A 21746-nucleotide genomic window follows, 5' to 3' on the forward strand; every position below is an offset into this window, starting at 1 on the left:
GTATGCAGGAGTACGAGGCCGAGAGCCTCTCCGCGCCACAGCTGGCGGCCATGAGGCGCAGCCTGGCAGGCGGCAGGGGTGCCCTCACCCGCCGTTCACTTCTCCGTGCTTCGGGCATGGGCGCGCTGGCGCTCGGCGGCCTCGGCACGCTGAGCGCGTGCGGCATCCCGCCCGCGAAGCGGGAAGGGGGCGCCGCTGCGGCCTCGGACGACCACTCGGCCCAGGAGAAACGGATCACCTTCTCCAACTGGACCGAGTACATGGACGTCGGTGAGGACGAGAAGAGCCGTCCGACCCTGGAGGCGTTCACGAAACGCACCGGGATCACGGTCAAGTACACCGAGGACATCAACGACAACGTCGAGTTCTTCGGGAAGATCAAACCGCAGCTCGCCGCGGGACAGGACACCGGCCGCGACCTGATCATCGTCACCGACTGGCTCGCCGCGCGCATCATCCGGCTCGGCTGGGCGCAGAAGCTCGACCCGGCGAACCTGCCGCACGCGTTCGCCAACCTCTCGGCACAGTTCCGCAGCCCGGACTGGGACCCGGGACGCGCCTACTCCTATCCCTGGACCGGCATACCCACCGTCATCGCCTACAACGAGAAGGCGACCGGCGGCCGGAAGGTCGACTCCGTCACCCAGCTGCTCGACGACCCGAAGCTCAAGGGCAAGGTCTCCTTCCTCTCCGAGATGCGCGACTCGGTCGGCATGACCCTCCTCGACATGGGCAAGGACCCCGGCTCGTTCACCGACGCCGACTACGACGCGGCGATAGGCCGGATCCAGAAGGGCGTCGACAAGAAACAGATACGCCGCTTCACCGGCAACGACTACACCGCGGACCTCAGCAAGGGCGACATCGCGGCCTGCGTCGCCTGGGCCGGCGACATCATCCAGCTCCAGGCCGACAACCCGGACATCAAGTTCACGATCCCGGCCGCCGGCTACATCACGTCGAGCGACAACATGCTGGTCCCGGCCAGGGCCCGGCACAAGACCAACGCCGAGAAGCTCATGGACTACTACTACGAGCCCCCGGTCGCCGCCCAGCTCGCCGCGTACATCAACTACGTCTGTCCGGTGGACGGGGTCGCCGCGGAACTCGCGAAGATCGACGAGTCGATGGCCTCCAACACACTGATCCTCCCGGACAAGGAGATGGCCGCGAAGTCGCGCTCCTTCCGCTCGCTCAGCGCCGAGGAAGAGACGGCGTACGAGGAGAAGTTCGCCAAGCTGATCGGCGCCTGACCGGGCCGGTCCCTGAGCGGCCCGTCCCTTCATCGGCGCCCGATCTGCCCGTACGCTCCACGGCGCCGATTCGGCCCGTCCCCCCCCTTCCTCCCGAACTCCCCCGACACCACTGGGACTGCGACCCATGACACAGCGGCAGACAGCGGGCGGCGACGTCCGACTCACCGGGATCAGCAAGACCTACGGCTCCTTCACCGCCGTGCAGCCACTCGACCTGACCGTCCCGCAGGGCTCCTTCTTCGCCCTGCTCGGCGCGTCCGGCTGCGGCAAGACCACCACCCTGCGGATGATCGCGGGCCTGGAGGAGGCCACCACCGGCACGGTCTCGCTCGGCGGCACGGACATCACGGACCTGCCCCCGTACAAACGGCCCGTCAACACCGTCTTCCAGAGCTACGCGCTCTTCCCGCACCTCGACGTCACCGAGAACATCGCCTTCGGGCTGCGCCGCCGCGGCATCAAGTCCGTGAAGAAGCAGGTCGGCGAGATGCTGGAGCTCGTCCAGCTCGGCGACTTCGCCCACCGCAAACCGCACCAGCTCTCCGGCGGCCAGCAGCAGCGCGTGGCCGTGGCCCGCGCCCTCATCAACCACCCCCAGGTCCTCCTCCTGGACGAGCCCCTCGGCGCCCTGGACCTCAAGCTGCGCCGCCAGATGCAGCTCGAACTCAAACGGATCCAGACCGAGGTCGGCATCACCTTCATCCATGTCACCCACGACCAGGAGGAGGCCATGACCATGGCCGACACCGTCGCGGTGATGAACGGCGGCCGGGTCGAACAGCTCGGCGCCCCCGCCGACCTCTACGAGAACCCGCGGACCACCTTCGTGGCGAACTTCCTGGGAACCTCCAACCTCATCGAGGGCGACGTCGTCTCGGCGGCCACCGACATCGTCGCCGCCGCCGGCGGCGGAACGGTACGGCTGCCCGCCGGGCGATGTCCCGCCGAGGTGACGACCGGCGGCAAGCTGCTCCTCGGCGTCCGTCCCGAGAAGATCTCCCTCGCCCACGCCGACGAGGCGGAGTCCATACCCGACGGCCGTAACCGCGTCACCGGAAGGATCATCGACTCCAGCTTCATCGGCGTCTCCACCCAGTACGTCGTGGAGAGCCCCGCGGGCAAGGCGCTGCAGGTGTACGAGCAGAACATCGAGAGGGACACCCGGCTCGTCCCGGGCGCCGAGGTCGTCCTGCACTGGAACCCGGCCCACACCTTCGGCCTGGACGCCGACCAGCCGATGGACGCCGGTGTGGAGAGCGTGGAGGACGCCGCGTGAGCGTCACCGACGCGCCACCGGCGCCGGCCACCGAACCGGTGGTCCGCAAGCGGTCCACCCGCAGGCGGCTCGTCCCGTACTGGCTGCTGCTCCCCGGAATCCTGTGGCTGCTCGTCTTCTTCGCGCTGCCGATGGTCTACCAGGCGTCGACCTCCGTGCAGACCGGATCCCTGGAGAAGGGTTTCGAGGTCACCTGGCACTTCCGGACGTACTGGGACGCCTTCGCCGACTACTACCCGCAGTTCGTCCGCTCCCTGCTCTACGCCGGCTCCGCCACGCTCCTGTGCCTGCTGCTCGGCTATCCGCTCGCGTACCTGATCGCCTTCAAGGCCGGCCGCTGGCGCAACCTGGTGCTCGTGCTGGTCATCGCGCCGTTCTTCACCAGCTTCCTGATCCGGACGCTCGCCTGGAAGACGATCCTCGCGGACGGCGGCGCGGTCGTCGACGTGCTGGACACCCTGCACGTCCTGGACGTCACCAGCTGGCTCGGCTGGACCGAGAACAACCGGGTCCTGGCCACCCCGCTGGCCGTCGTCTGCGGTCTGACGTACAACTTCCTGCCGTTCATGATCCTGCCGCTCTACACCTCGCTGGAGCGGATCGACGGCCGGCTGCACGAGGCGGCGGGCGACCTGTACGCCACCCCCACCACCACCTTCCGCAAGGTGACGTTCCCGCTGTCCATGCCCGGGGTGGTCTCCGGCACCCTGCTGACCTTCATCCCGGCCAGCGGCGACTACGTCAACGCGGAACTGCTCGGCTCCACCGACACCAAGATGGTCGGCAGCGTCATCCAGACGCAGTTCCTGCGCGTCCTGGACTACCCGACCGCGGCCGCCCTCTCGTTCATCCTCATGGCGGTCGTCCTGCTCGTGGTCACCGTCTACATCCGCCGCTCCGGGACGGAGGACCTGGTCTGATGGCCGTACTTCGCCTGCTTCGCCGGAACCTGGTCGTGATCGCGGGTCTGCTGACCCTCGCCTACATGATCCTGCCCAACGTCGTCGTGATGGTGTTCTCCTTCAACAAGCCGAACGGGCGCTTCAACTACGCCTGGCAGCGCTTCTCGCTGGACGCCTGGAAGGACCCCTGCGGCGTCGCCGACCTCTGCGGCTCGCTCTCGCTCTCGCTGCGGATCGCCTTCTGGGCGACGCTCGGCGCGACGGCACTCGGCACGATGATCGCCTTCGCGCTGGTCCGCTACCGCTTCCGGGCGCGCGGCGCGATCAACTCGCTGATCTTCCTCCCGATGGCGATGCCCGAGGTCGTCATGGCCGCCTCGCTGCTCACGCTCTTCCTCAACATGGGCGCCGAGCTCGGCTTCTGGACCGTGCTGATCGCACACATCATGTTCTGCCTCAGCTTCGTGGTGACGGCGGTCAAGGCGCGTGTGATGTCGATGGACCCGAGGCTGGAGGAGGCGGCCCGCGATCTCTACGCCGGGCCCGTGCAGACCTTCCTCCGGGTGACCCTGCCCATCGCCGCCCCCGGAATCGCCGCAGGAGCGCTGCTCGCCTTCGCGCTCTCCTTCGACGACTTCATCATCACCAATTTCAACGCGGGTTCCACGGTCACGTTCCCCATGTTCGTCTGGGGATCGGCGCAGCGCGGAACACCCGTACAGATCAACGTCATCGGGACGGCCATGTTCGTCCTCGCCGTGGCGGTGGTGCTCCTCGGCCAGCTCATAGCGAACCGGCGGAAGAGCAGAGCAGGAAAATAGGCACCTCTAAGGAGTTGGAAACCATGGCCCCGGACGCCATGCGTACTGCCGCACATTCACTCTCCGACGCACGCCCCCTCTCCTACTGGCTCGACGACCCGGGAAAGCCCGGAGCGCTCCCCGCGCTCACCGGCGACGAACGGTGCGACCTCCTCGTCGTCGGCGGCGGCTACAGCGGACTGTGGACCGCGCTGCTCGCCAAGGAACGGGACCTTGGGCGCGATGTCGTGCTCGTCGAGGGACACGAGGTGGGCTGGGCCGCCTCGGGCCGCAACGGCGGATTCTGCGCCGCCTCGCTGACCCATGGCCTGGCCAACGGACTGGAACGCTGGCCGGAGGAGATCGGGGAACTGGAGGAGCTGGGCGGCCGGAACCTCGACGCCATCGAGGCGGCCGTCGCCCGCTACTCCATCGACTGCGACTTCGAGCGGACCGGCGAGATCGATGTGGCCACCGAGCCGCACCAGCTCGACGAGCTGCGGGAATGGCACCGCCGGACCCAGGAGCTCGGCTTTTCGGGGGTGGAGTTCCTGGACCGGGACCAGGTCCGCGCCCAGGTCGACTCACCGACCTTCCTGGGCGGCCTGTGGGACCGGCGAGGGGTCGCCATGCTGCACCCCGCGAAGCTCGCCTGGGGGCTGAAGCGGGCCTGCCTGAGCCTGGGCGTGCGGATCTTCGAGCACACCCGGGCCCTGGAACTCGCCCGGTCGGGCGCGGGCATGGCGGTGCGCACCCCCTACGGCAGGGTCTTCGCCCGCGATGTGGCCCTCGGGACGAACATCTTCCCGTCGCTGGTCAAGCGGGTGCGCCCGTACACCGTCCCGGTGTACGACTACGCGCTGATGACCGAACCCCTGAACGTGGAACAGCTCGCCTCGATCGGCTGGGGAAATCGCCAGGGCCTGGGCGACAGCGCGAATCAGTTCCACTATTTCCGGATCTCCTCGGACAACCGGATCCTGTGGGGCGGATACGACGCGATCTACCCCTACGGCGGGCGTCTTGATTCCACGCTCGACCAGCGTCCGGAGACGTTCCTGAAACTCGCCGGGCAGTTCTTCGAGTGTTTTCCGCAGCTTTCCGGAGTGCGTTTCAGTCATGCCTGGGGCGGTGCGATCGACACCTGTTCCCGCTTTTCCGCATTCTTCGGAACAGCCTTTCGCGGGCGGGTCGCCTATGCCGCCGGATACACCGGACTGGGCGTCGGAGCCACCCGATTCGGGGCGGACGTGATGCTCGACCTGCTCTCCGGTGAGGAGACGGGACGCACCGCTCTCGGAATGGTCCGCTCGAAACCGATGCCGTTCCCGCCCGAGCCGTTCGCCTGGACGGGGATCGAACTCACCAAGCGGTCGCTCGCCCGTGCGGACAGCCACGGCGGGCACCGCAACCTGTGGCTGCGCGCCATGGACCGGATGGGGCTCGGTTTCGACAGCTGAGCAGGGACGACGGGGCGGCCTGGTTCTCGGTCCCTGAGCAGCCGTGACGGCGTGACCCAGCTCACTGCCGATGAGTAGCCGAAGCCGCGTCATGATCCGGGCCAATCCCTCTCTCCCCCGTGAACGCACCGGCGGAACCCCGTCGGTGCCCACGGGGAAGGAGAGGCAGTCCATGACCGCCACGGGGGCGAAAGCCGCAGTCGAATGGCTGGTATCGGTCGCACCGGATCCGGACGCGCGCAGGTGGGAGTGGGAGCGCAGTCCCCAGGGGATCGCGCTCCTTCCCGCCGGAAAGCGCTGGGACGTACTGATCCTTCCGGGCGAGCTGGGCTATCCGACGCTCGACGTGCTCACCCGGCTCGTCGACCGGCCCGGACCGGTGCTCGCCGATTTCGGGGATTCCCGCATGGGCTTCTTCGTGCCGCCGGGTACGGCGGCGCGTTGGCTCGGCGCGGGTGTCCGCGGTGCGGGTCCGGGCACCTGGATCGTCATCCCCGACCCGGGCCGCACGGTCGGCGGGGTGCGCTGGGTGATCCAGCCGGACGGGTCGGGGACCCTCACCGACCCGGCCCTCCTGGAGCTCGCGATGCACGAGGCCGCGGCCGCCCGCGGAGCCCATGACGCCGGGGGAGGTGAGGGGTGACGTACTGCCAGAGGTCTTGACAACCGCATTGGTCTGGACCATGTTGTGCGCGGCCCCACTCAATTCCCCCCTGTACGGAGGCTGTTGTGGAACGCACCGGACCACCCGTCCGATTTTCCGGACTTCTGGCCGCCTTCTCGGCTGCCCTGCTCGCCGTCGGCGGACTGGTCGCCTCGGCGCCGGCCGCCGGTGCGGCCGACGCCGACCTCGCGCGCAACGGCGGCTTCGAGGCCGGACTCGACGGCTGGAGCTGTACGGGCGGAAGCGGAGCCGCCGTCACCACGCCCGTGCACAGTGGTACGTCGGCGCTGAAGGCGACCCCGGCCGGCAGCGACAACGCCAGGTGCTCCCAGACCGTGACGGTGAAGCCCGACTCCGCGTACACGCTGAGCGCGTGGGTGCAGGGCAGTTACGTCTACCTCGGCGCCTCCGGCACCGGCACCACCGACGTCTCGGCCTGGACCCAGTCCGCCGGTGCGTACAAGCAGCTCACCACCACGTTCCGCACCGGGCCGGCCACCACCTCCGTGACCGTCTACACCCACGGCTGGTACGGCACTCCGGCCTACTACGCCGACGACCTCACCCTGACCGGTCCCGGCGGCGATCCCGTCGTCGTGCCCGCAGCGCCCACCGGGCTGCGCGCCGGGACGGCCACCTCGTCCTCGGTCCCGCTGTCCTGGACGGCGTCCTCCGGAGCGACCGGCTACCACGTCTACCGCAACGGTACGAAGGTCCTCGACACCACCGGCACCTCGGCGACCGTGACGGGACTGGCCGCGTCCACCGCGTACAGCTTCCAGGTGACCGCGGCCAACGCCGCGGGGGAGTCCGCCAGGTCCGCCGCCGTCGGTGCCACCACGACCGCGGGCGGCGGTGGCACCGACGGGGGCCTCCCGGCCCACGCCCTCGTCGGCTACCTGCACTCCAGCTTCGCCAACGGCTCCGGCTACACGCGGATGGCGGACGTGCCCGACTCGTGGGACGTCATCAACCTCGCCTTCGGCGAGCCGACGTCCGTCACCTCCGGCGACATCCGCTTCTCGCTCTGCCCCGCCGCCGAGTGCCCGGGCGTGGAGACCGAGGCGGAGTTCAAGGCCGCAGTCAAGGCCAAGCAGGCCGCCGGCAAGAAGGTGCTGATCTCCATCGGCGGCCAGAACGGACAGGTGCAGCTCGCCTCCACCGCCGCTCGCGACACCTTCGTCTCCTCCGTCAGCAAGATCATCGACACCTACGGACTCGACGGCCTGGACATCGACTTCGAGGGCCACTCGCTCTCGCTGAACACCGGGGACACCGACTTCCGCAGCCCGACGACCCCCGTCATCGTCAATCTGATCTCCGCGGTGAAGACCCTCAAGGCCAAGTACGGCGACGGCTTCGTCCTCACCATGGCCCCCGAGACCTTCTTCGTACAGCTCGGCTACCAGTACTACGGCTCGGGCCCCTGGGGCGGCCAGGACCCGCGCGCCGGCGCCTACCTGCCGGTCATCCACGCACTGCGCGACGACCTCACCCTGCTGCACGTCCAGGACTACAACTCGGGGTCCATCATGGGCCTGGACAACCAGTACCACTCCATGGGCGGCGCCGACTTCCACATCGCCATGACCGACATGCTGCTCACCGGCTTCCCCGTGGCCGGGGACCAGGCCAAGGTCTTCCCGGCGCTGCGCCCCGAGCAGGTCGCCTTCGGCCTCCCGGCCTCCACCCAGGCGGGCAACGGTCACACCTCGCCCGCCGAGGTCACCAAGGCGCTGAACTGCCTCACGAAGAAGACCGACTGTGGCGCGTACCAGACCCACGGCACCTGGTCCGGGCTCCGCGGGCTGATGACCTGGTCCATCAACTGGGACCGCTTCAACAACTGGGAGTTCTCGAAGAACTTCGACGCCTACTTCGGCAGCTGACCGCCCGCGGCACCACTACGGCCGGACCTGACCGCCCGCAGTGCCGCTCGCAGGGCGAGCACCAGTACCGCGCCCAGGCACCAGCCGGCGAGCACGTCCAGCGGCCAGTGGTAGCCGCGCAGCACCAGACCGGTGCTCGTCGTCGCCGTGAGCAGGACGGCGGCGACGAGCATCATCCATGACCGCCGCACCCCGTACGGCGCGAGCAGCAGGGCCGCCGCCCCGTACGCCACCGCCGCCGTGGCCGTGTGGCCCGAGGGGTAGTAGCCGGTGGCCTCCGTCAGCGGGCCCTGCCGGTCCGTCCACAGCTTGAGTGGCACGACCAGCGCGGGTACGGCCGCCATGGCCGCGACGGCGTACAGCGCCGCCCGGCGGGCACCGCGGAACCACGCGAAGAGGACCGCGCACGCCAGCACCGGAACGGCGACCTCCATGTTGCCGAGATCGGCGAAGAGGTCGGTGAGCCGGGCCGGCCCGCGCCCGGCCAGCTCCAGCCCGAGGCGCTCGTCGGGGCCGAGCAGGGGGCCGTCGGCCACGACCTGCCAGGTGACCACCGCGAAGACCGCCAGCAGCGCCGACACCTGGAGAACGAGAAGAACCGGCCACCGGGGAACAGGGGGGATTGTTCCGGGGTGGCCGGTCGGATCGGTTTGCCGCGCGCCCCGGGGGGTGTGGGGCGAGCGGCCATCCGATCGGTGAGGAGTTCCGGAGCCCGAAGCTCCAGCGGTGTGCGCAAGGGCACGGCCGGGTCGGTGCGGGGGGAGCCCCGGCCCGGCATCGCTCGCAGTCTCCTGCGAGCGGGGTGTTTCTCTCATCTGCGGAAACCGTACGTCAGGGGAAGGGTGGTCCGACAGCGCCCACGGTAACCCGCCATTGCCCCCGCACACCTTCTTCACAGGCCCTCACCGGGGTGCCGGTCATTGCCGCCGAAAACGGCCCACGACCGGCCCCGCGCCGGCCCACGACCGGCCTCGCGCCGGCCCACGGCCCACGACCGGCCCCGGCCCGCGACCGCGCCGACCCGGTCCCGCCCCGCCCGCCCGGATCAGATCCGGGCGAAGGCCCCCTCGATGATGTCCAGACCCTCGTTCAGCAGGTCCTCGCCGATGACCAGCGGCGGCAGGAAACGCAGGACGTTGCCGTACGTGCCGCAGGTCAGCACCAACAGGCCCTCCGCGTGGCAGGCCTTGGCCAGTGCCCCCGCGGCGGCCGCGTCGGGGTCCTTGGTGCCGGACTTCACCAGCTCGATCGCGATCATCGCGCCACGGCCGCGGATGTCACCGATGATGTCGCCGTTCGGGAGCTTCGCCCGGAGCTCGGCGAGGCGGCCCTTCATGACCTCCTCGATGCGCCTGGCCTTCCCGTTCAGGTCCAGCTCGCGCATCGTCTCGATGGCACCGAGCGCGCCCGCGCACGCCACCGGGTTGCCGCCGTACGTGCCACCGAGGCCGCCGGAGTGCGCGGCGTCCATGATCTCGGCGCGGCCGGTCACCGCGGAGAGCGGCAGACCGCCCGCGATGCCCTTCGCCGTGGTGATCAGGTCCGGGACGATGCCCTCGTCCTCGCAGGCGAACCACTGGCCGGTGCGGCAGAAGCCGGACTGGATCTCGTCCGCGACGAAGACGATGCCGTTGTCCTTCGCGAACTGCGCGATCGCCGGCAGGAAGCCCTTGGCCGGCTCGATGAACCCGCCCTCGCCGAGGACCGGCTCGATGATGATCGCGGCGACGTTGTCCGCGCCGATCTGCTTGGTGATCTCGTCGATGGCCTGCGCGGACGCCTCGGCACCGGCGTTCTCGGCACCGGTCGGCCAGCGGTAGCCGTACGCCACCGGGACGCGGTAGACCTCCGGCGCGAACGGACCGAAGCCCTGCTTGTACGGCATGTTCTTCGCCGTCAGCGCCATCGTCAGGTTCGTGCGGCCGTGGTAGCCGTGGTCGAACACGACGACCGCGGTCCGCTTGGTCCAGGCGCGGGCGATCTTCACGGCGTTCTCGACGGCCTCGGCGCCCGAGTTGAACAGCGCCGACTTCTTCGGGTGGTCGCCCGGCGTCAGCTCCGCGAGCTGCTCGCAGACCTCGACGTACCCCTCGTACGGCGTGACCATGAAACAGGTGTGGGTGAAGTCGGCGAGCTGCGCCGAGGCGCGGCGCACGACCGCCTCGGCCGAGGCGCCCACCGACGTCACGGCGATACCGGAACCGAAGTCGATCAGCCGGTTGCCGTCCACGTCCTCGATGATCCCGCCGCCCGCCCGGGCGGTGAACACCGGCAGCGTGGAACCCACGCCCGCGGCGACCGCCGCGACACGGCGAGCCTGCAGCTCCACCGACTTCGGGCCGGGAATGGCGGTGACGAGGCGGCGCTCCTGCGGAATGTCGGACATGCGGGGCTCCTGGGGGTGTTTCGGACGCTTCTCTTTCTGCAGGCTAGGGGCGGGTACGGGCCGCGGGCATGCTCCGATCGGGAGTGGTGGGGGCGTGTCCTTGTCCGCCACGGACAGATGACCGGACGACGACACCGCACGGCCGCCACCGACGCCATCCGGCCGCATTGCTGAACTCCCCCTGTCCTGGCACTAGATTGGCCGGTGCAGAAGGCGGGACCTGGCTGGTCAGGGGGCGGCGGTTCATGGACACCGAAGGCATGTACGAGGCACGCGGCACGGGCGCGGCGGTGCCCCGCCCGGCGGGACCACCGCCGTCCGCACCGCCACGTCCGGCGGCACCGCCCCCCGGGCACGCCCCGGCGCCCGGCCCGAGCCTGGCGGAATGGCTGCGCACCCCGCGCCCCGTAAGGGAACCCGGCGTCTGGCGGTACGGACACACCCCGCGCCCGCCGGAGAAGCCCGAAGGGGTGTCCGACCGCTCCCTGCTGGTGGGCGTGCTGATCTCCGCGCTCTGCGGGCTGCTCCTGTGGTCTCTGTGGCGCAACGGCTACATCCCCTACCGCCTCGTGCCGCTGAAGCTCTTCACCCCGGGGGACTGGTGGTACGCGGGTACGTTCGGCGGCCCCAGGACGATCGAGGGCTCCGACGCCCTCACGGTCTACGAGGCCGTCCTCTTCGGTCTCCTCGTCTACGGGTGCGGACGCCTGGGAAACTGGTCCGAGATCTTCCGGCGCCATGTCGCCGTACGCGGGCAGCCCTTCCTCGCCCTGGCGACGGCCGCCGCCGGCGCGCTCGCCCAGTTCCTCGTCTGGAAGGACGCCGTGCCGGTCGTCAGGCCGGTGCTGATCCTCGTCGCCTCGGTCGCGGGCGGCGAGGTCTTCCAGAGCCAGACCGTGGTCAACGTGATCTACACACTGATCGCCCTCGGAGTGCTCTGGCCGTTCGCCCGCCTCGGCCGCTGGCGCGAGCTGACCGGCGACCGCCTCAAGGGCCGCTCCGCCGCCCCGCCGGCCCCGTCCGCGGCCCCGGAGGCAGCCACCCCCGAACAGTGGCCGGAACTTCGCGCGGCAGGGCAGACCGACGCCGCCGAAGCCCTCACCGCCGAGGTGCGCACCGGCCGGATGAACGACGTCGACGTCGCGCGCCTGCGCCATGCCTGGACCGTGGGCCGGGCGCACCCCGACCGGCTGGCGGCGCTCACCGAGGCGGTGCTCCGCACCGGCGGCGCCGCCGCTCTGCACCCGTCCGGCGCCCGCGACCTGCCGCGGCGCACCGCCCGCCACGACCTGCTCACCGGCCAGGTCCGCATCGGCGGCTGCGCCGAGGACCCGCACAACCCGTACGCCCGCCGCGGTTCGGGCGTCGCGCTGGAACCCGCCCTGCTCGGCACCTCTCTGCTGGCGGTCGGACCGCCGGGGGCCGGCAAGTCCGACCGGCTGGTGCGGCCGGTCGTCGAGTCCCTCGCCCTCCAGGCCCTCGCCGGGCGGGCGGCAGTGCTCGCCGTCGGCGGTACCGGGGGACAGCTCGGCCCCGACGACGCGTACGACGTCGTGGTGCGGATCGGCGACCCGGCCTCCGTGCACGACTTCGACCTGTACGGCGGCACGACCGACCCCGACGAGGCCGCGGGCGTGCTCGCGGAGGGGCTCGTCGGCGATGTGACCAACCTGGACAGCAGGCGTGCCGCCACCGTGCTCGCCCAGCTGCTCGGCCCCTACCGCGCGGTCCACGGCCACTTTCCCGGGGTGCCCGCGCTCCGCGAGCTCCTCGACGGCGACCAGGACGCGATCGACGAGCTGCGGGAGGCCCTCGGAGCGGGCGCCCACCAGGCGATGCTCCGCGAACTGGAGGCACGCACCCGGCAGAAGGGCGGGTCAGGCGACCCCGGATCCGTGCTCGCCGACCGGATCGCGCTGCTCGACCGCCCCGCCTTCGCGTCGTTCTTCGCCACCGGGCCGCAGGCCCGCCCCTTCTCGCTGCGGTCCCTGGAACACCTGCCCCTGCGGGTCAGGATCGACCTCCCCGAACGCGCGCACGCCGAGGCGTCCCGGCTGCTGGCCCGGCTCGTCCTCGCCCAGTTCACCGCGATCGCCGCCGCCCGCACCGACCGGTCGCTCTTCGTCTGCCTGGTCCTGGACGACGCCACGCACACCGTCACCGCCGAGACGGTCCGGGGTGTCCGGCGACTGCGCTCCGTCAACGCGGGCGCCGTCCTCACCCTGCGTACCGTCGACGACGTGCCCGAGAGCCTGCACACCGCGCTGCTCGGCGCGGTCGGCTGCTGCATGGCCTTCTCCGGAGTCACCACCTGGGACGGGAAGCGCTTCGCGGAGGTCTGGGGCAAGGAGTGGGTGGAGACCCGGGAGGTCGCCCAGCACGCGGTCTTCGCGGACCAGCCGTTCACCCGCGCCCTGCACGGCCTGCGTAAACTCGTCACCGGCAAGGCCGTGACCAGGGACGCCGTGACCGTGCGGCGCGTCGAACGGGAGCGTTGGTCGGCCTCCGAGCTTGCGTACTCGCTGCCCGCCGGACACGCCGTGCTCTCGCTGACGACGGTGGACGGCGAGCACGCGCCCCCGCTGCTGGTCGAGCTGGGCGGCTGACCCCCGGGCCGGTGACGAGGACCCTGCCGCCCTGGCAGAATCGCCTGCGGCCGTCTGTACGGGACGGCGCAATCGACTCCCAGAGGTCCGGCTGTCCCATGCCCCCCACTCTCGCCTCGCTCGTCCAGCACTCGGTGCTCAAGCTCACCGTCCGGGCGGGCGCGGACCGGCTCGGCACACCGGTCCGCTGGGCGCACGCCAGCGAGCTCGCCGACCCCGTCCCGTACATGGAGGGCGGTGAGCTGCTCCTCGTCACCGCGACCAACCTCGACGCCGAGGACCCCGCCACGATGCGCCGGTACGTGCGGCGGCTGGTGGGCGCCGGAGTCGCCGGGCTCGGCTTCGCCGTCGGCGTCACCTACGAGGACATCCCGCCGGCCCTGGTCGACGCGGCCGAGGAAGCCGGCCTGCCGCTCCTCGAAGTGCCCCGGCGTACGCCGTTCCTGGCCATCAGCAAGGCGGTGTCCGCGGCGATCGCCGCCGACCAGTACCGGGCCGTCACCGCCGGTTTCGAGGCCCAGCGCGAGCTGACCCGGGCCGCACTCGCCGGGGACGGTCCCGCCGAACTCCTCACCCGCCTCGCCGCGCACGTCGACGGCTGGGCCGCGCTGTACGACACCTCGGGCGCCGTCGTCGCCGCCGCACCCGACTGGGCGGCCCGCCGCGCCGCCCGGCTCACCCCCGACGTGGAACGTCTGCGCGACCGCCCCGCCCCGGCCAGCGTCGTCGTCGGCGACGCCGACGACCGGGTCGAGCTCCAGTCCCTGGGCACCGGCCGCCGCGCCCGCGGCGCGCTGGCCGTCGGCACGGGGGCGGCACTGGGCACGGCCGAACGGTACGCGGTGCACTCGGCGGTGGCCCTGCTGACCCTGACCACGGCCCGCTCCCGCGCACTCCAGGGCGCCGAGCAGCGCCTCGGCGCGGCGGTCCTGCGGATGCTGCTGGCCGGGCAGTCCGACCACGCCCGGGCCGTCGCCGGGGACCTGTACGGGGATCTGCTCGACGCCCCCTTCCGGCTGCTGATCGCGGAGGCGCCCGAGCCGGCCGTCCCCGAGCTGCTCGCCGAGACGATGGAGGCCGCGGCGGCCCGGTCCGGCGAGACGCTGCTGCTGGTGCCCGAGGGCGAACGGATCGTGGTGCTGGCCGCGGACGGCGGTGCGGCGGTCGCGGCCAGCGCGGCGTACGCCCTGGCGCAGGAGGACCGCCCGGCGCGCGAGCCGGGCAACGACGACGGCGACGTGGTCGTTGGCCTGTCCGCCCCGTCGGGCCCGATCGCCGTGGCCGCCGCGTACAAGCAGGCCGAGCAGGCCCTCTCCGTCGCCCGCCGGCGGGGCAGGGCCCTGGTCGAGCACGAGGAGCTCGCGGCGGGCTCGGTCCTGCCGCTCCTCGCCGACGACGCCGTACGGGCCTTCGCCGACGGGATACTGCGGCCCCTGAACGAACACGACGCGAAGGGCCGCGGCGACCTGGTCGCGTCGCTGCGCGCCTGGCTCTCCCGGCACGGCCAGTGGGACGCGGCCGCAGCGGACCTGGGCGTCCACCGCCACACCCTGCGCTACCGGATGCGCCGGGTGGAGGAGATCCTGGGCCGGTCCCTGGACGACCCGGACGTCCGGATGGAGCTGTGGCTCGCCCTGAAGACGACTGCGGCCTCCTCAGGCACACCGTGAACCACCCGGGCCCCGGCGGACGACCCCCGGGCCCCGGCGGACGACCCCCGGGCCCCGGCGGACGACCCCCGGGCCGGGACGGACGACCCCCGGGCCCCGACGGATGAATCCTGGGCTCCGGCTGACGGGCCCCGGGCCGGGACGGACGACCCCCGGGCCCCGACGGATGAAACCTGGGCTCCGGCTGACGACCCCCGGGCCCCGGCTGATGCCGCCAGGGCCTGCTTCCGGGGCTCTTGCTGTGCGTTGCGCCTGCTTCCGGGGCTCTTGCTGTGCGTTGCGCCCGCCTCCGGGGCTCCCGCCGCGCGCCCTCGGTTCCGCCGGGCGTCCGCTTGCGGCGGTCCCGCTGTCGGGCGTGCCCGCCTCCGGCGGCCCGGTACCGGCGCACCGTTCCGCGGTGTCGACGGCCCCCGGCGGCCCCCGCTGCTCGGCCTCCGCCGCACCCGGCGGTGCGCTCGTCCTCCCGCGGCGCACCCCGGGCCCAGGTCCGCCCCTTCCAGCGGCCCACCGCACCGTCCGTCCCCCTCGACAAACCGGCGCGTCGCCGCCCCCCTCCGCTCCACGCCGGACAAACGCCATCCGCGCCCGGGCGTCCTACGGTGGGGAGGAGGGCGCCCCCGTGGTGCCCGCGATCTCGTTCACCACCCCCGAAGGGCCGGAACCGCCATGACTTCCACCCACGCCTTCTGGCTGGCCGGCCGACGGGCCACCGGCGAGGACAGTTTCGACGTCACCAACCCGTGGGACGGCCGGCTCGTCGGCACGGTCGGCGTGCCGACCGAGGCCCAGGTCGAGGAGGCCGTCGCCGCCGCGTACGCCGTCCGCGAGGAGTTCGCCGCGACCCCCGCCCACGTGCGGGCCGCCGCCCTCGACCACGTCGTACGACGCCTCACCGAGCGCACCGAGGAGATCGCCCAGCTGATCTCCGCCGAGAACGGCAAGCCCATCAAGTGGGCCCGGGGCGAGGTCGGCCGTGCCGTCTCGGTCTTCCGGTTCGCCTCCGAGGAGGCCCGCCGCTTCAACGGCGGCGACGCCCAGCGGCTGGACACGGACGCCGGTGGCACCGGCCGCCTCGCGCTGACCCGGCGTTTCCCGCGCGGCCCCGTCCTCGGCATCTCGCCCTTCAACTTCCCGCTCAACCTGAGCGCCCACAAGGTCGCCCCGGCCATCGCCGTCGGCGCGCCGATCATCCTCAAGCCCGCCCCGGCCACCCCCCTCTCGTCCCTGGTCCTGGGCGAGCTGCTCGCCGAGACAGACCTCCCGGCCGGCTCCTGGTCCGTCCTGACCGTGCCCAACGACCGGATGCCCGCCCTGGTGAAGGACGAGCGGCTGCCCGTGATCTCCTTCACCGGGTCAGGACCGGTCGGCTACTCGATCATGGAGTCGGTGCCGCGCAAGCACTGCACCCTGGAGCTCGGCGGCAACGGCGCGGCCGTCGTCCTCGCCGACTACGCCTCCGAACAGGACCTCGACTGGGCCGCGACCCGCATCGCGACGTTCTCCAACTACCAGGGCGGCCAGTCCTGCATCTCGGTGCAGCGCGTCATCGCCGACACCTCGGTCTACGACCGGCTCGTCCCGAAGATCGTCGCGGCCGTCGAGGCGCTGGTGACCGGCGACCCCTCCGACGCGGCCACCGATGTCGGCCCGCTGGTCGACGAGAACGCGGCCCGCCGTGTCGAGTCCTGGGTCGACGAGGCCGTGGCGGCAGGAGCGGCACTGCTCACCGGCGGCAAGCGCGACGGGGCCACCTACGCCCCGACCGTCCTCACCGACCTCCCCGCCGACTCCAGGATCGCCTGCGAAGAGGTCTTCGGCCCGGTCCTGTCCGTGCAGCGGACCGACGGTGAGGCCGAGGCCTTCACCGCCGTCAACGCCTCCGACTACGGGCTGCAGGCGGGCGTCTTCACCCACGACCTGCAGACCGCGTTCCGCGCCCACCGCGCCCTGGAGGTCGGCGGCGTGGTCATCGGCGACGTCCCCTCGTACCGCGCCGACCAGATGCCGTACGGCGGCGTCAAGCAGTCCGGCGTGGGCCGTGAGGGCGTGCGGTACGCGATGGACGACTACACCTACGAGCGGGTGCTCGTCCTCACCGGCCTGGCCCTGTAGCCCGGACGGGGAACGGACCGGCCGGAGCCCACGGTGCGGGGGCTCCGGCCGGTCCTGTTCGTCTCCCGCAGGGCAGCCGCAGCCTCAGACGCCCGGCGCGTGCCCACCGCCCTGCCGGAGTCGCGGCCCGTGCCGAAGCAAGGAACAGGTTCGACGTCACAGAACGCTGACGGTCAAGGAGCACGCTCAGTAGTCCGCCACTCGTGGCGGGTGTACTCGAGCACCGCGGGATACGAGTCCGGGGCTGCTCCTCGTATCGCTCAGTCCAGACCGTAGGCGCGGACCAACGTCTGGGTGACGGTGGCGCCGTCAGCGGTCGTGAGCTCCACCTTCAGATGGACATAGCCACTGCTTGCCGGCACCCCGGGCACGGTGGCGATCTTCTGCGTGCCGGTGCCGGTGACCGACAGCTCGGTCCAGTCGCCGGCGGGGATTCCCGCCACCGAGCTCTGCGATCCGGCTGCGAACATGACCTTCGTCCGGGTGATCGGGACGGGCTTTCCGCTGGATGCGTCGGTGACGGCCGAGAGCCGGATCGGTACGGCGGTGCCACCGGAGACGGTGTTGGTCAGCTGGAGCGGCAGATCGAGAACGGGCACCGGGGCGTCCTGTGCCCCCTGGCGCGCAGCGCTGGTGCGGAACGTCCATGCCGTCTCCTGGGCGATCCCGATCGACCAACGGATGGCACCCTGGTCGACCGGCCGCTGCCAGGCCGCCCGGGCCGTGATGGTGGCCTCGTCATCGGGCAGGGAGATCGCCCCGTTCTCGTACGTGGCCGGCTTCCCGTCGACGTTGACGTTCAGGAGGCGGCTGTCCGGGGAGGCGCCGAGGGCGTCGTGCCCGCCGGCGTCGGCGAACCACGGGACGCTCACCAGCAGTCGGTTGGTGTCGCGTCGGAACAGTGAGGTGCCGGCGGTCGACAGAGACATCCCACTGGGCACCTTGTACCAGGTCGTCGTCTCCTGGCCGGCGGTCCGGGTCCGCGGGCCGTCGAAAGCCCCACCGGCGTTGAAGACTGCGGGCGCCACGATGCTGGTCCAGGCGACATCGGGATCCGCGGTGAAGTAGTCGGTTCGCTCGGCGGGTGCGAGGACCCCGACGGTGCTGCCGGCTGCGTACAGCGAGCTCGACATTCCGGGGATCTTGAACCGCATGTCGGTCGAGAGGGTGCGGCTGTCGCCCTGGGTGTAGTAGCCGGCCCGCTGGGCGGACAGGTCACTGTCGTTCACCTGCTTGACTCCCGCAGCCACCGTGCCGCTCGTGAGCCACGCGAGGTTGTAGACGTACGGGCTCGTCTCCGGCTGCTCTCCGGACCAGCGCAGTACCTCCGGGCCGGCGGCGACCGCGGCTGCCAACCGTGCGCCCTCGTCGGAGCGGACGCTGATGACGGGGATCGGTGCCCCGGTGCCTCCCGTCGGAGTCACCTTGCCGACGATGTCCGGGTAGTGGACGATCACCGCGACCGCGCCCACCCGGGCGGCGTCCTGGGCAATCCTGTTGACCGGCCACGACCCCTTGGCCGCGACGAGTGCGACCTTCCCGGTCAGGTCCTGGTCGAGGACCGTGGCCCAGTCGACCGCGACGAGTGGCGCCTCGCCCTGACCGTGCAGCGGCGGAGTCTGCGCCACCGACCAGTAGTCGAACGGTCCGGCCTGGGTGGAGACCGTCGCCCGGGGTGCGTACGCGCGGGTCGTCAGACCGGACGTGAACCGGTCGTCCTGCGGCCCCTCCGAGTCGGTGTAGACGGCGTCGACGTACGACGGAGCGGTGGCGAAGCTCGACTGCATGATGCCGTTGCCGGTCAGGTCGTAGGTGTAGCCGACTGTGTACCCGAACGACTGACTGGGCCGGTCCGTCCGCCACCTCGGCCGGCGCGCGTCGCGCGCGTCGAGGGTGATCGTCGTGTCGCCGTCGATCTTGAGGTTGTGCCGGGCGAGGAACGCCAGCGACGTCACACCGCTGGCATTGGTGGGCTCGTCACGTGTCATGACATCCGAGGCGATCGTGTACCTGCCGAGCGGCAACCGCGTGGTGACGGTGCCCTTGGCGCCGAACCCGAGGTGCTTCGCCTGGCCGCGGACCGGGTCTATGAGGTCCCACGTGGACGGTGAGGCCGCTGGGTTGCCGAACCTGTCGATGCCGACGACGGTCACGTCCGCGGACGGCTCCTCGAGGTGAAGAGTGAACGGCACCTCGACCTGGACACCCTCTGCGGTGCCGACCAGTCGGCCGGTGACCGTGCCGTAGGCGACATCCTTGACCGGCAGCCGGGGGTCGATCCGCAGCTTGACGGGGGCGTCCTGGCCGCCGCCCACCGTCAGCCGGCTCTCGACCGGCAGGACCATCGCGTCGGGCACGGGGGTCGCGCCGTCCCCACCGACGAGCTCCTCGACCCGGAGCTTCAGCTTGACGGGCGTGCTGCCGAGGTTGGTGAAGGTGGCCGATGCCTCCGTGACGGGGAGCGACTTCTGCGGGTAGGAGAACTCGCCAAGTTGCAGGTTGGGCTGCGCGACCACCTGCTGGGTGACGGCGCGACCCACGTCCATCGGGCCGGCTCCCTGCTCCAGCACGTCCGCGCCGGTGTCGTCGGCCGAAGAGGTGAGCACCTTCTTGACCTCCGCCGGGGTGAGGTCGGGCCGGGCGTCGAGCACGAGCGCCGCGCCGCCCGCGACGTGCGGGGTCGCCATCGAGGTGCCCGAGTAGGAGACGTATGCCAGGTCGCCCCGGCCGCCGGCGCGGGCGGCGACCACGTCGACGCCCTGCGACGCGATGTCCGGCTTGGCGGCGGTGCCGCCGAAAACCGGGCCGCGCGAGGTGAAGGACGCCGTGTCGTTGTGCCGGTCCACGGCGCCGACGGTGAGCGCGGCGGGTGCACACCCCGGCGTCGACACCGAGCCGGGCAGGCCGGAGTTGCCGGCCGCGATCACGAAGAGCGCCTGGTCGCTGAGCGCTTGGACGGCATCGACGCTGGGGCCCTCGCACGCGGCGCCGACGGCGCCGAGTGACATCGACACCACCTTCGCACCGTTGTCGACGGCCCACTGCATCCCCTGGATGATCCCGGAGGTGTACCCCGCGCCCGCGTTGTCGAGCACCTTGCCGATGAGCAGGTCAGTGCCTGGCGCCATCCCCGCGTACGTGCCCTGCGATGCGGCACCCGTCCCGGCGAGTGTCGAGGCCGTGTGAGTCCCGTGGCCGTGGCGGTCCATGACGCCCTGCCCACCGATGAAGCTGCGCTCGGCGACCACGCGGCCGGCGAAGTCCGGGTGACCGGTGTCGTAGCCCGTGTCGAGGACAGCAACTCTCACGCCGGAGCCGTCGTAGCCGAGCTGGTGGGCGACGTCGGCGCCGGTGCGCGGCACCGTCGGGCTGAGGGTGTCGCCACCCTTGTCGGAGGAGTGCACGACGTCGTCCAGCCAGATCCGGGCAGCCGGCAGGCGCTGGACCGACGGCGTCGAGGTGGTGCCGTTCTGCGCAGCCAGCGGCGTGCCCGCCGGGGCTATGGAGCGCCAGACACCGGCGGCGTGGCCCTTGCGGACCCGAACGGCCGCGCCCTGGATGACGGAAAGCTGCGAGGTGACGTCGGCTCCGGCCGGTGCGTCCTTCGCAAGCTTCTCAGCCTCTTGCGGGGTCGGGTAGGTGACGATCACGGGCAGGGTTTCGCTGCTGTCGTCCCCGTACCCGTCGGCGAGCAGCTTGGTGATGTTGAACAGGTCGCGGTCCACCGTGCCGGCGTCGATCTGGGCCTCGATCCCGGCCGGGAAGACGTAGGTGCCTCCGGCGTCGGTGAACGTCGTGAACAGGGCGTCCTGTCCTGAGGCGTCCCGCAGGCGTGCGTCGGCCAGGCGGCCGTTGGCAGTGACGTGCGCCGTGACCGCGTCGCCGGTGACGAGCGTGATGGTCCGCGCCTGGCCTTCGGGTGTCGTGGCGACGGCGGGGGGCGGGTCGTCGGCTCTAGCGGCCTCGGTCCCGAGCGTCGGGAGGGCGGCGAACAAGACCAGAGCGGCAAGGGCGCTGACCGGGCGGAGGCCGCCACGGTGATCGGACATGCGTAACTCCTGGGTGAACAGTGAGGGTGGGTCCTGCCGTACTCTCGCCCAATTGACGTCGCCTGCGATCGACTCATGCATGGCGAGATTCCGACATGGCGGAAACCCCACACCCGGCGCACGCTGGGAACCGTCCGTGAAGTACAGATCTCTGGACGCCCGGTCGCCGAGGTGGCCCGGGAGCTCGGTGTCCACAAGGCAGCACTGCGGCTACGGGTCCGCCAGGCCGAGGCCGACCGCGGCAGCCGGCTCGACTGCTCACCACCGCCGAGCGGCCGAACTCGTACAACTCCGCAAAGAGCCAGCCGAGTTGCGGCACGGGCTCTGTCGTGGATCCTGTGATGCCGCTCAGCGAGGCGGACAGAGCCGCCCCCGCAGACTGAGAGGGGTGACGGTGAGCTCGACAGGAGCGCGGGTGGTCGGCGTCATCCCTGACGTGGAGGCTCGGGAACTTCCGGACCGTTACGTCCATCTCATACGGCCAGGAAGACCTGAGCGGCAGACGAGTCGGGCTGTACGCCGGGGTCTGTCGCCCGGTCGCCTCGCGGCGGCCGGGGAGACGGCCATCCGTCTAGGACCGGCATTGCAACCGGTCTCGTGCGGTCTACCCGTGAACTCGGGCGGGCAGCCCTCGAACGTTCACGCAGGGCCGTCTTGCGACGGCCCCACGGCTCTG

14 protein-coding genes are annotated in these 21746 nt (G+C 71.5%); 11 read left to right on the forward strand and 3 right to left on the reverse strand.

What is annotated here, in order from left to right; translation table 11 throughout:
• The first annotated feature begins 2 nt into the window (after positions 1–2).
• The 7 genes from OG524_RS26715 (at position 3) to OG524_RS26745 (ending at position 8247) form a co-directional block, all read left to right on the forward strand.
• Positions 3–1253 carry a spermidine/putrescine ABC transporter substrate-binding protein gene (locus tag OG524_RS26715; protein WP_405388328.1) on the forward strand — a complete coding sequence of 417 codons (1251 nt, stop codon included), beginning with the start codon at positions 3–5 and terminating at the stop codon, positions 1251–1253.
• Between the two features lie 127 nt (positions 1254–1380).
• On the forward strand, positions 1381–2532 hold the full coding sequence (locus OG524_RS26720) for an ABC transporter ATP-binding protein (protein ID WP_405388326.1): 1152 nt from the start codon (positions 1381–1383) through the stop codon (positions 2530–2532).
• Positions 2529–3452 (forward strand): ABC transporter permease, encoded by a 924-nt coding sequence (locus OG524_RS26725; protein WP_405388325.1) that lies wholly within the window; start codon positions 2529–2531, stop codon positions 3450–3452. Before OG524_RS26720 ends, OG524_RS26725 begins: the two co-directional genes overlap by 4 nt.
• Complete coding sequence (locus OG524_RS26730) at positions 3452–4255, forward strand: ABC transporter permease (protein WP_384501026.1); 804 nt, start codon at positions 3452–3454, stop codon at positions 4253–4255. The genes OG524_RS26725 and OG524_RS26730 overlap by 1 nt, the downstream gene beginning before the upstream one ends.
• A 23-nt stretch (positions 4256–4278) precedes the next feature.
• On the forward strand, positions 4279–5694 hold the full coding sequence (locus OG524_RS26735; protein WP_405811793.1) for an NAD(P)/FAD-dependent oxidoreductase: 1416 nt from the start codon (positions 4279–4281) through the stop codon (positions 5692–5694).
• Positions 5695–5866: 172 nt separating this feature from the next.
• Positions 5867–6337, forward strand: coding sequence for a hypothetical protein (locus OG524_RS26740; RefSeq protein ID WP_405811794.1), 471 nt, complete (start codon positions 5867–5869; stop codon positions 6335–6337).
• Positions 6338–6423: 86 nt separating this feature from the next.
• Positions 6424–8247 carry a chitinase gene (locus OG524_RS26745; RefSeq protein ID WP_405811795.1) on the forward strand — a complete coding sequence of 608 codons (1824 nt, stop codon included), beginning with the start codon at positions 6424–6426 and terminating at the stop codon, positions 8245–8247.
• On the opposite strand, the gene OG524_RS26750 is transcribed toward OG524_RS26745, so the two are convergent.
• Both OG524_RS26750 and gabT read right to left on the reverse strand, forming a co-directional pair.
• Positions 8232–8828 (reverse strand): phosphatase PAP2 family protein, encoded by a 597-nt coding sequence (locus OG524_RS26750; RefSeq protein WP_405811796.1) that lies wholly within the window; start codon positions 8826–8828, stop codon positions 8232–8234. The two genes, OG524_RS26745 and OG524_RS26750, sit on opposite strands and share 16 nt — an antisense overlap.
• Positions 8829–9292: 464 nt before the next feature.
• Positions 9293–10633, reverse strand: coding sequence for a 4-aminobutyrate--2-oxoglutarate transaminase (gabT, locus tag OG524_RS26755; protein WP_405811797.1), 1341 nt, complete (start codon positions 10631–10633; stop codon positions 9293–9295).
• Between the two features lie 245 nt (positions 10634–10878).
• On the opposite strand from gabT, the gene OG524_RS26760 reads away from it, so the two are divergent.
• The 3 genes from OG524_RS26760 to OG524_RS26770 all read left to right on the forward strand — a co-directional run bounded on the left by OG524_RS26760 (position 10879) and on the right by OG524_RS26770 (position 17021).
• Entirely contained in the window at positions 10879–13239 is a 2361-nt protein-coding gene (locus tag OG524_RS26760; RefSeq protein ID WP_405388318.1) for an ATP/GTP-binding protein, read from the forward strand.
• Positions 13240–13337: 98 nt separating this feature from the next.
• Positions 13338–14909, forward strand: coding sequence for a PucR family transcriptional regulator (locus OG524_RS26765; RefSeq protein WP_405811798.1), 1572 nt, complete (start codon positions 13338–13340; stop codon positions 14907–14909).
• Between the two features lie 666 nt (positions 14910–15575).
• Positions 15576–17021 (forward strand): aldehyde dehydrogenase family protein, encoded by a 1446-nt coding sequence (locus OG524_RS26770; protein ID WP_405388316.1) that lies wholly within the window; start codon positions 15576–15578, stop codon positions 17019–17021.
• Positions 17022–17281: 260 nt separating this feature from the next.
• On the opposite strand, the gene OG524_RS26775 is transcribed toward OG524_RS26770, so the two are convergent.
• Positions 17282–21070 carry a S8 family serine peptidase gene (locus OG524_RS26775; protein WP_405811799.1) on the reverse strand — a complete coding sequence of 1263 codons (3789 nt, stop codon included), beginning with the start codon at positions 21068–21070 and terminating at the stop codon, positions 17282–17284.
• Positions 21071–21145: 75 nt separating this feature from the next.
• On the opposite strand from OG524_RS26775, the gene OG524_RS26780 reads away from it, so the two are divergent.
• Positions 21146–21412 (forward strand): transposase, encoded by a 267-nt coding sequence (locus tag OG524_RS26780; protein ID WP_405388314.1) that lies wholly within the window; start codon positions 21146–21148, stop codon positions 21410–21412.
• Positions 21413–21746 lie beyond the last annotated feature (334 nt).

It is taken from the genome of Streptomyces sp. NBC_01520, assembly GCF_045040375.1.
In the GTDB taxonomy this organism is placed as follows: domain Bacteria; phylum Actinomycetota; class Actinomycetes; order Streptomycetales; family Streptomycetaceae; genus Streptomyces.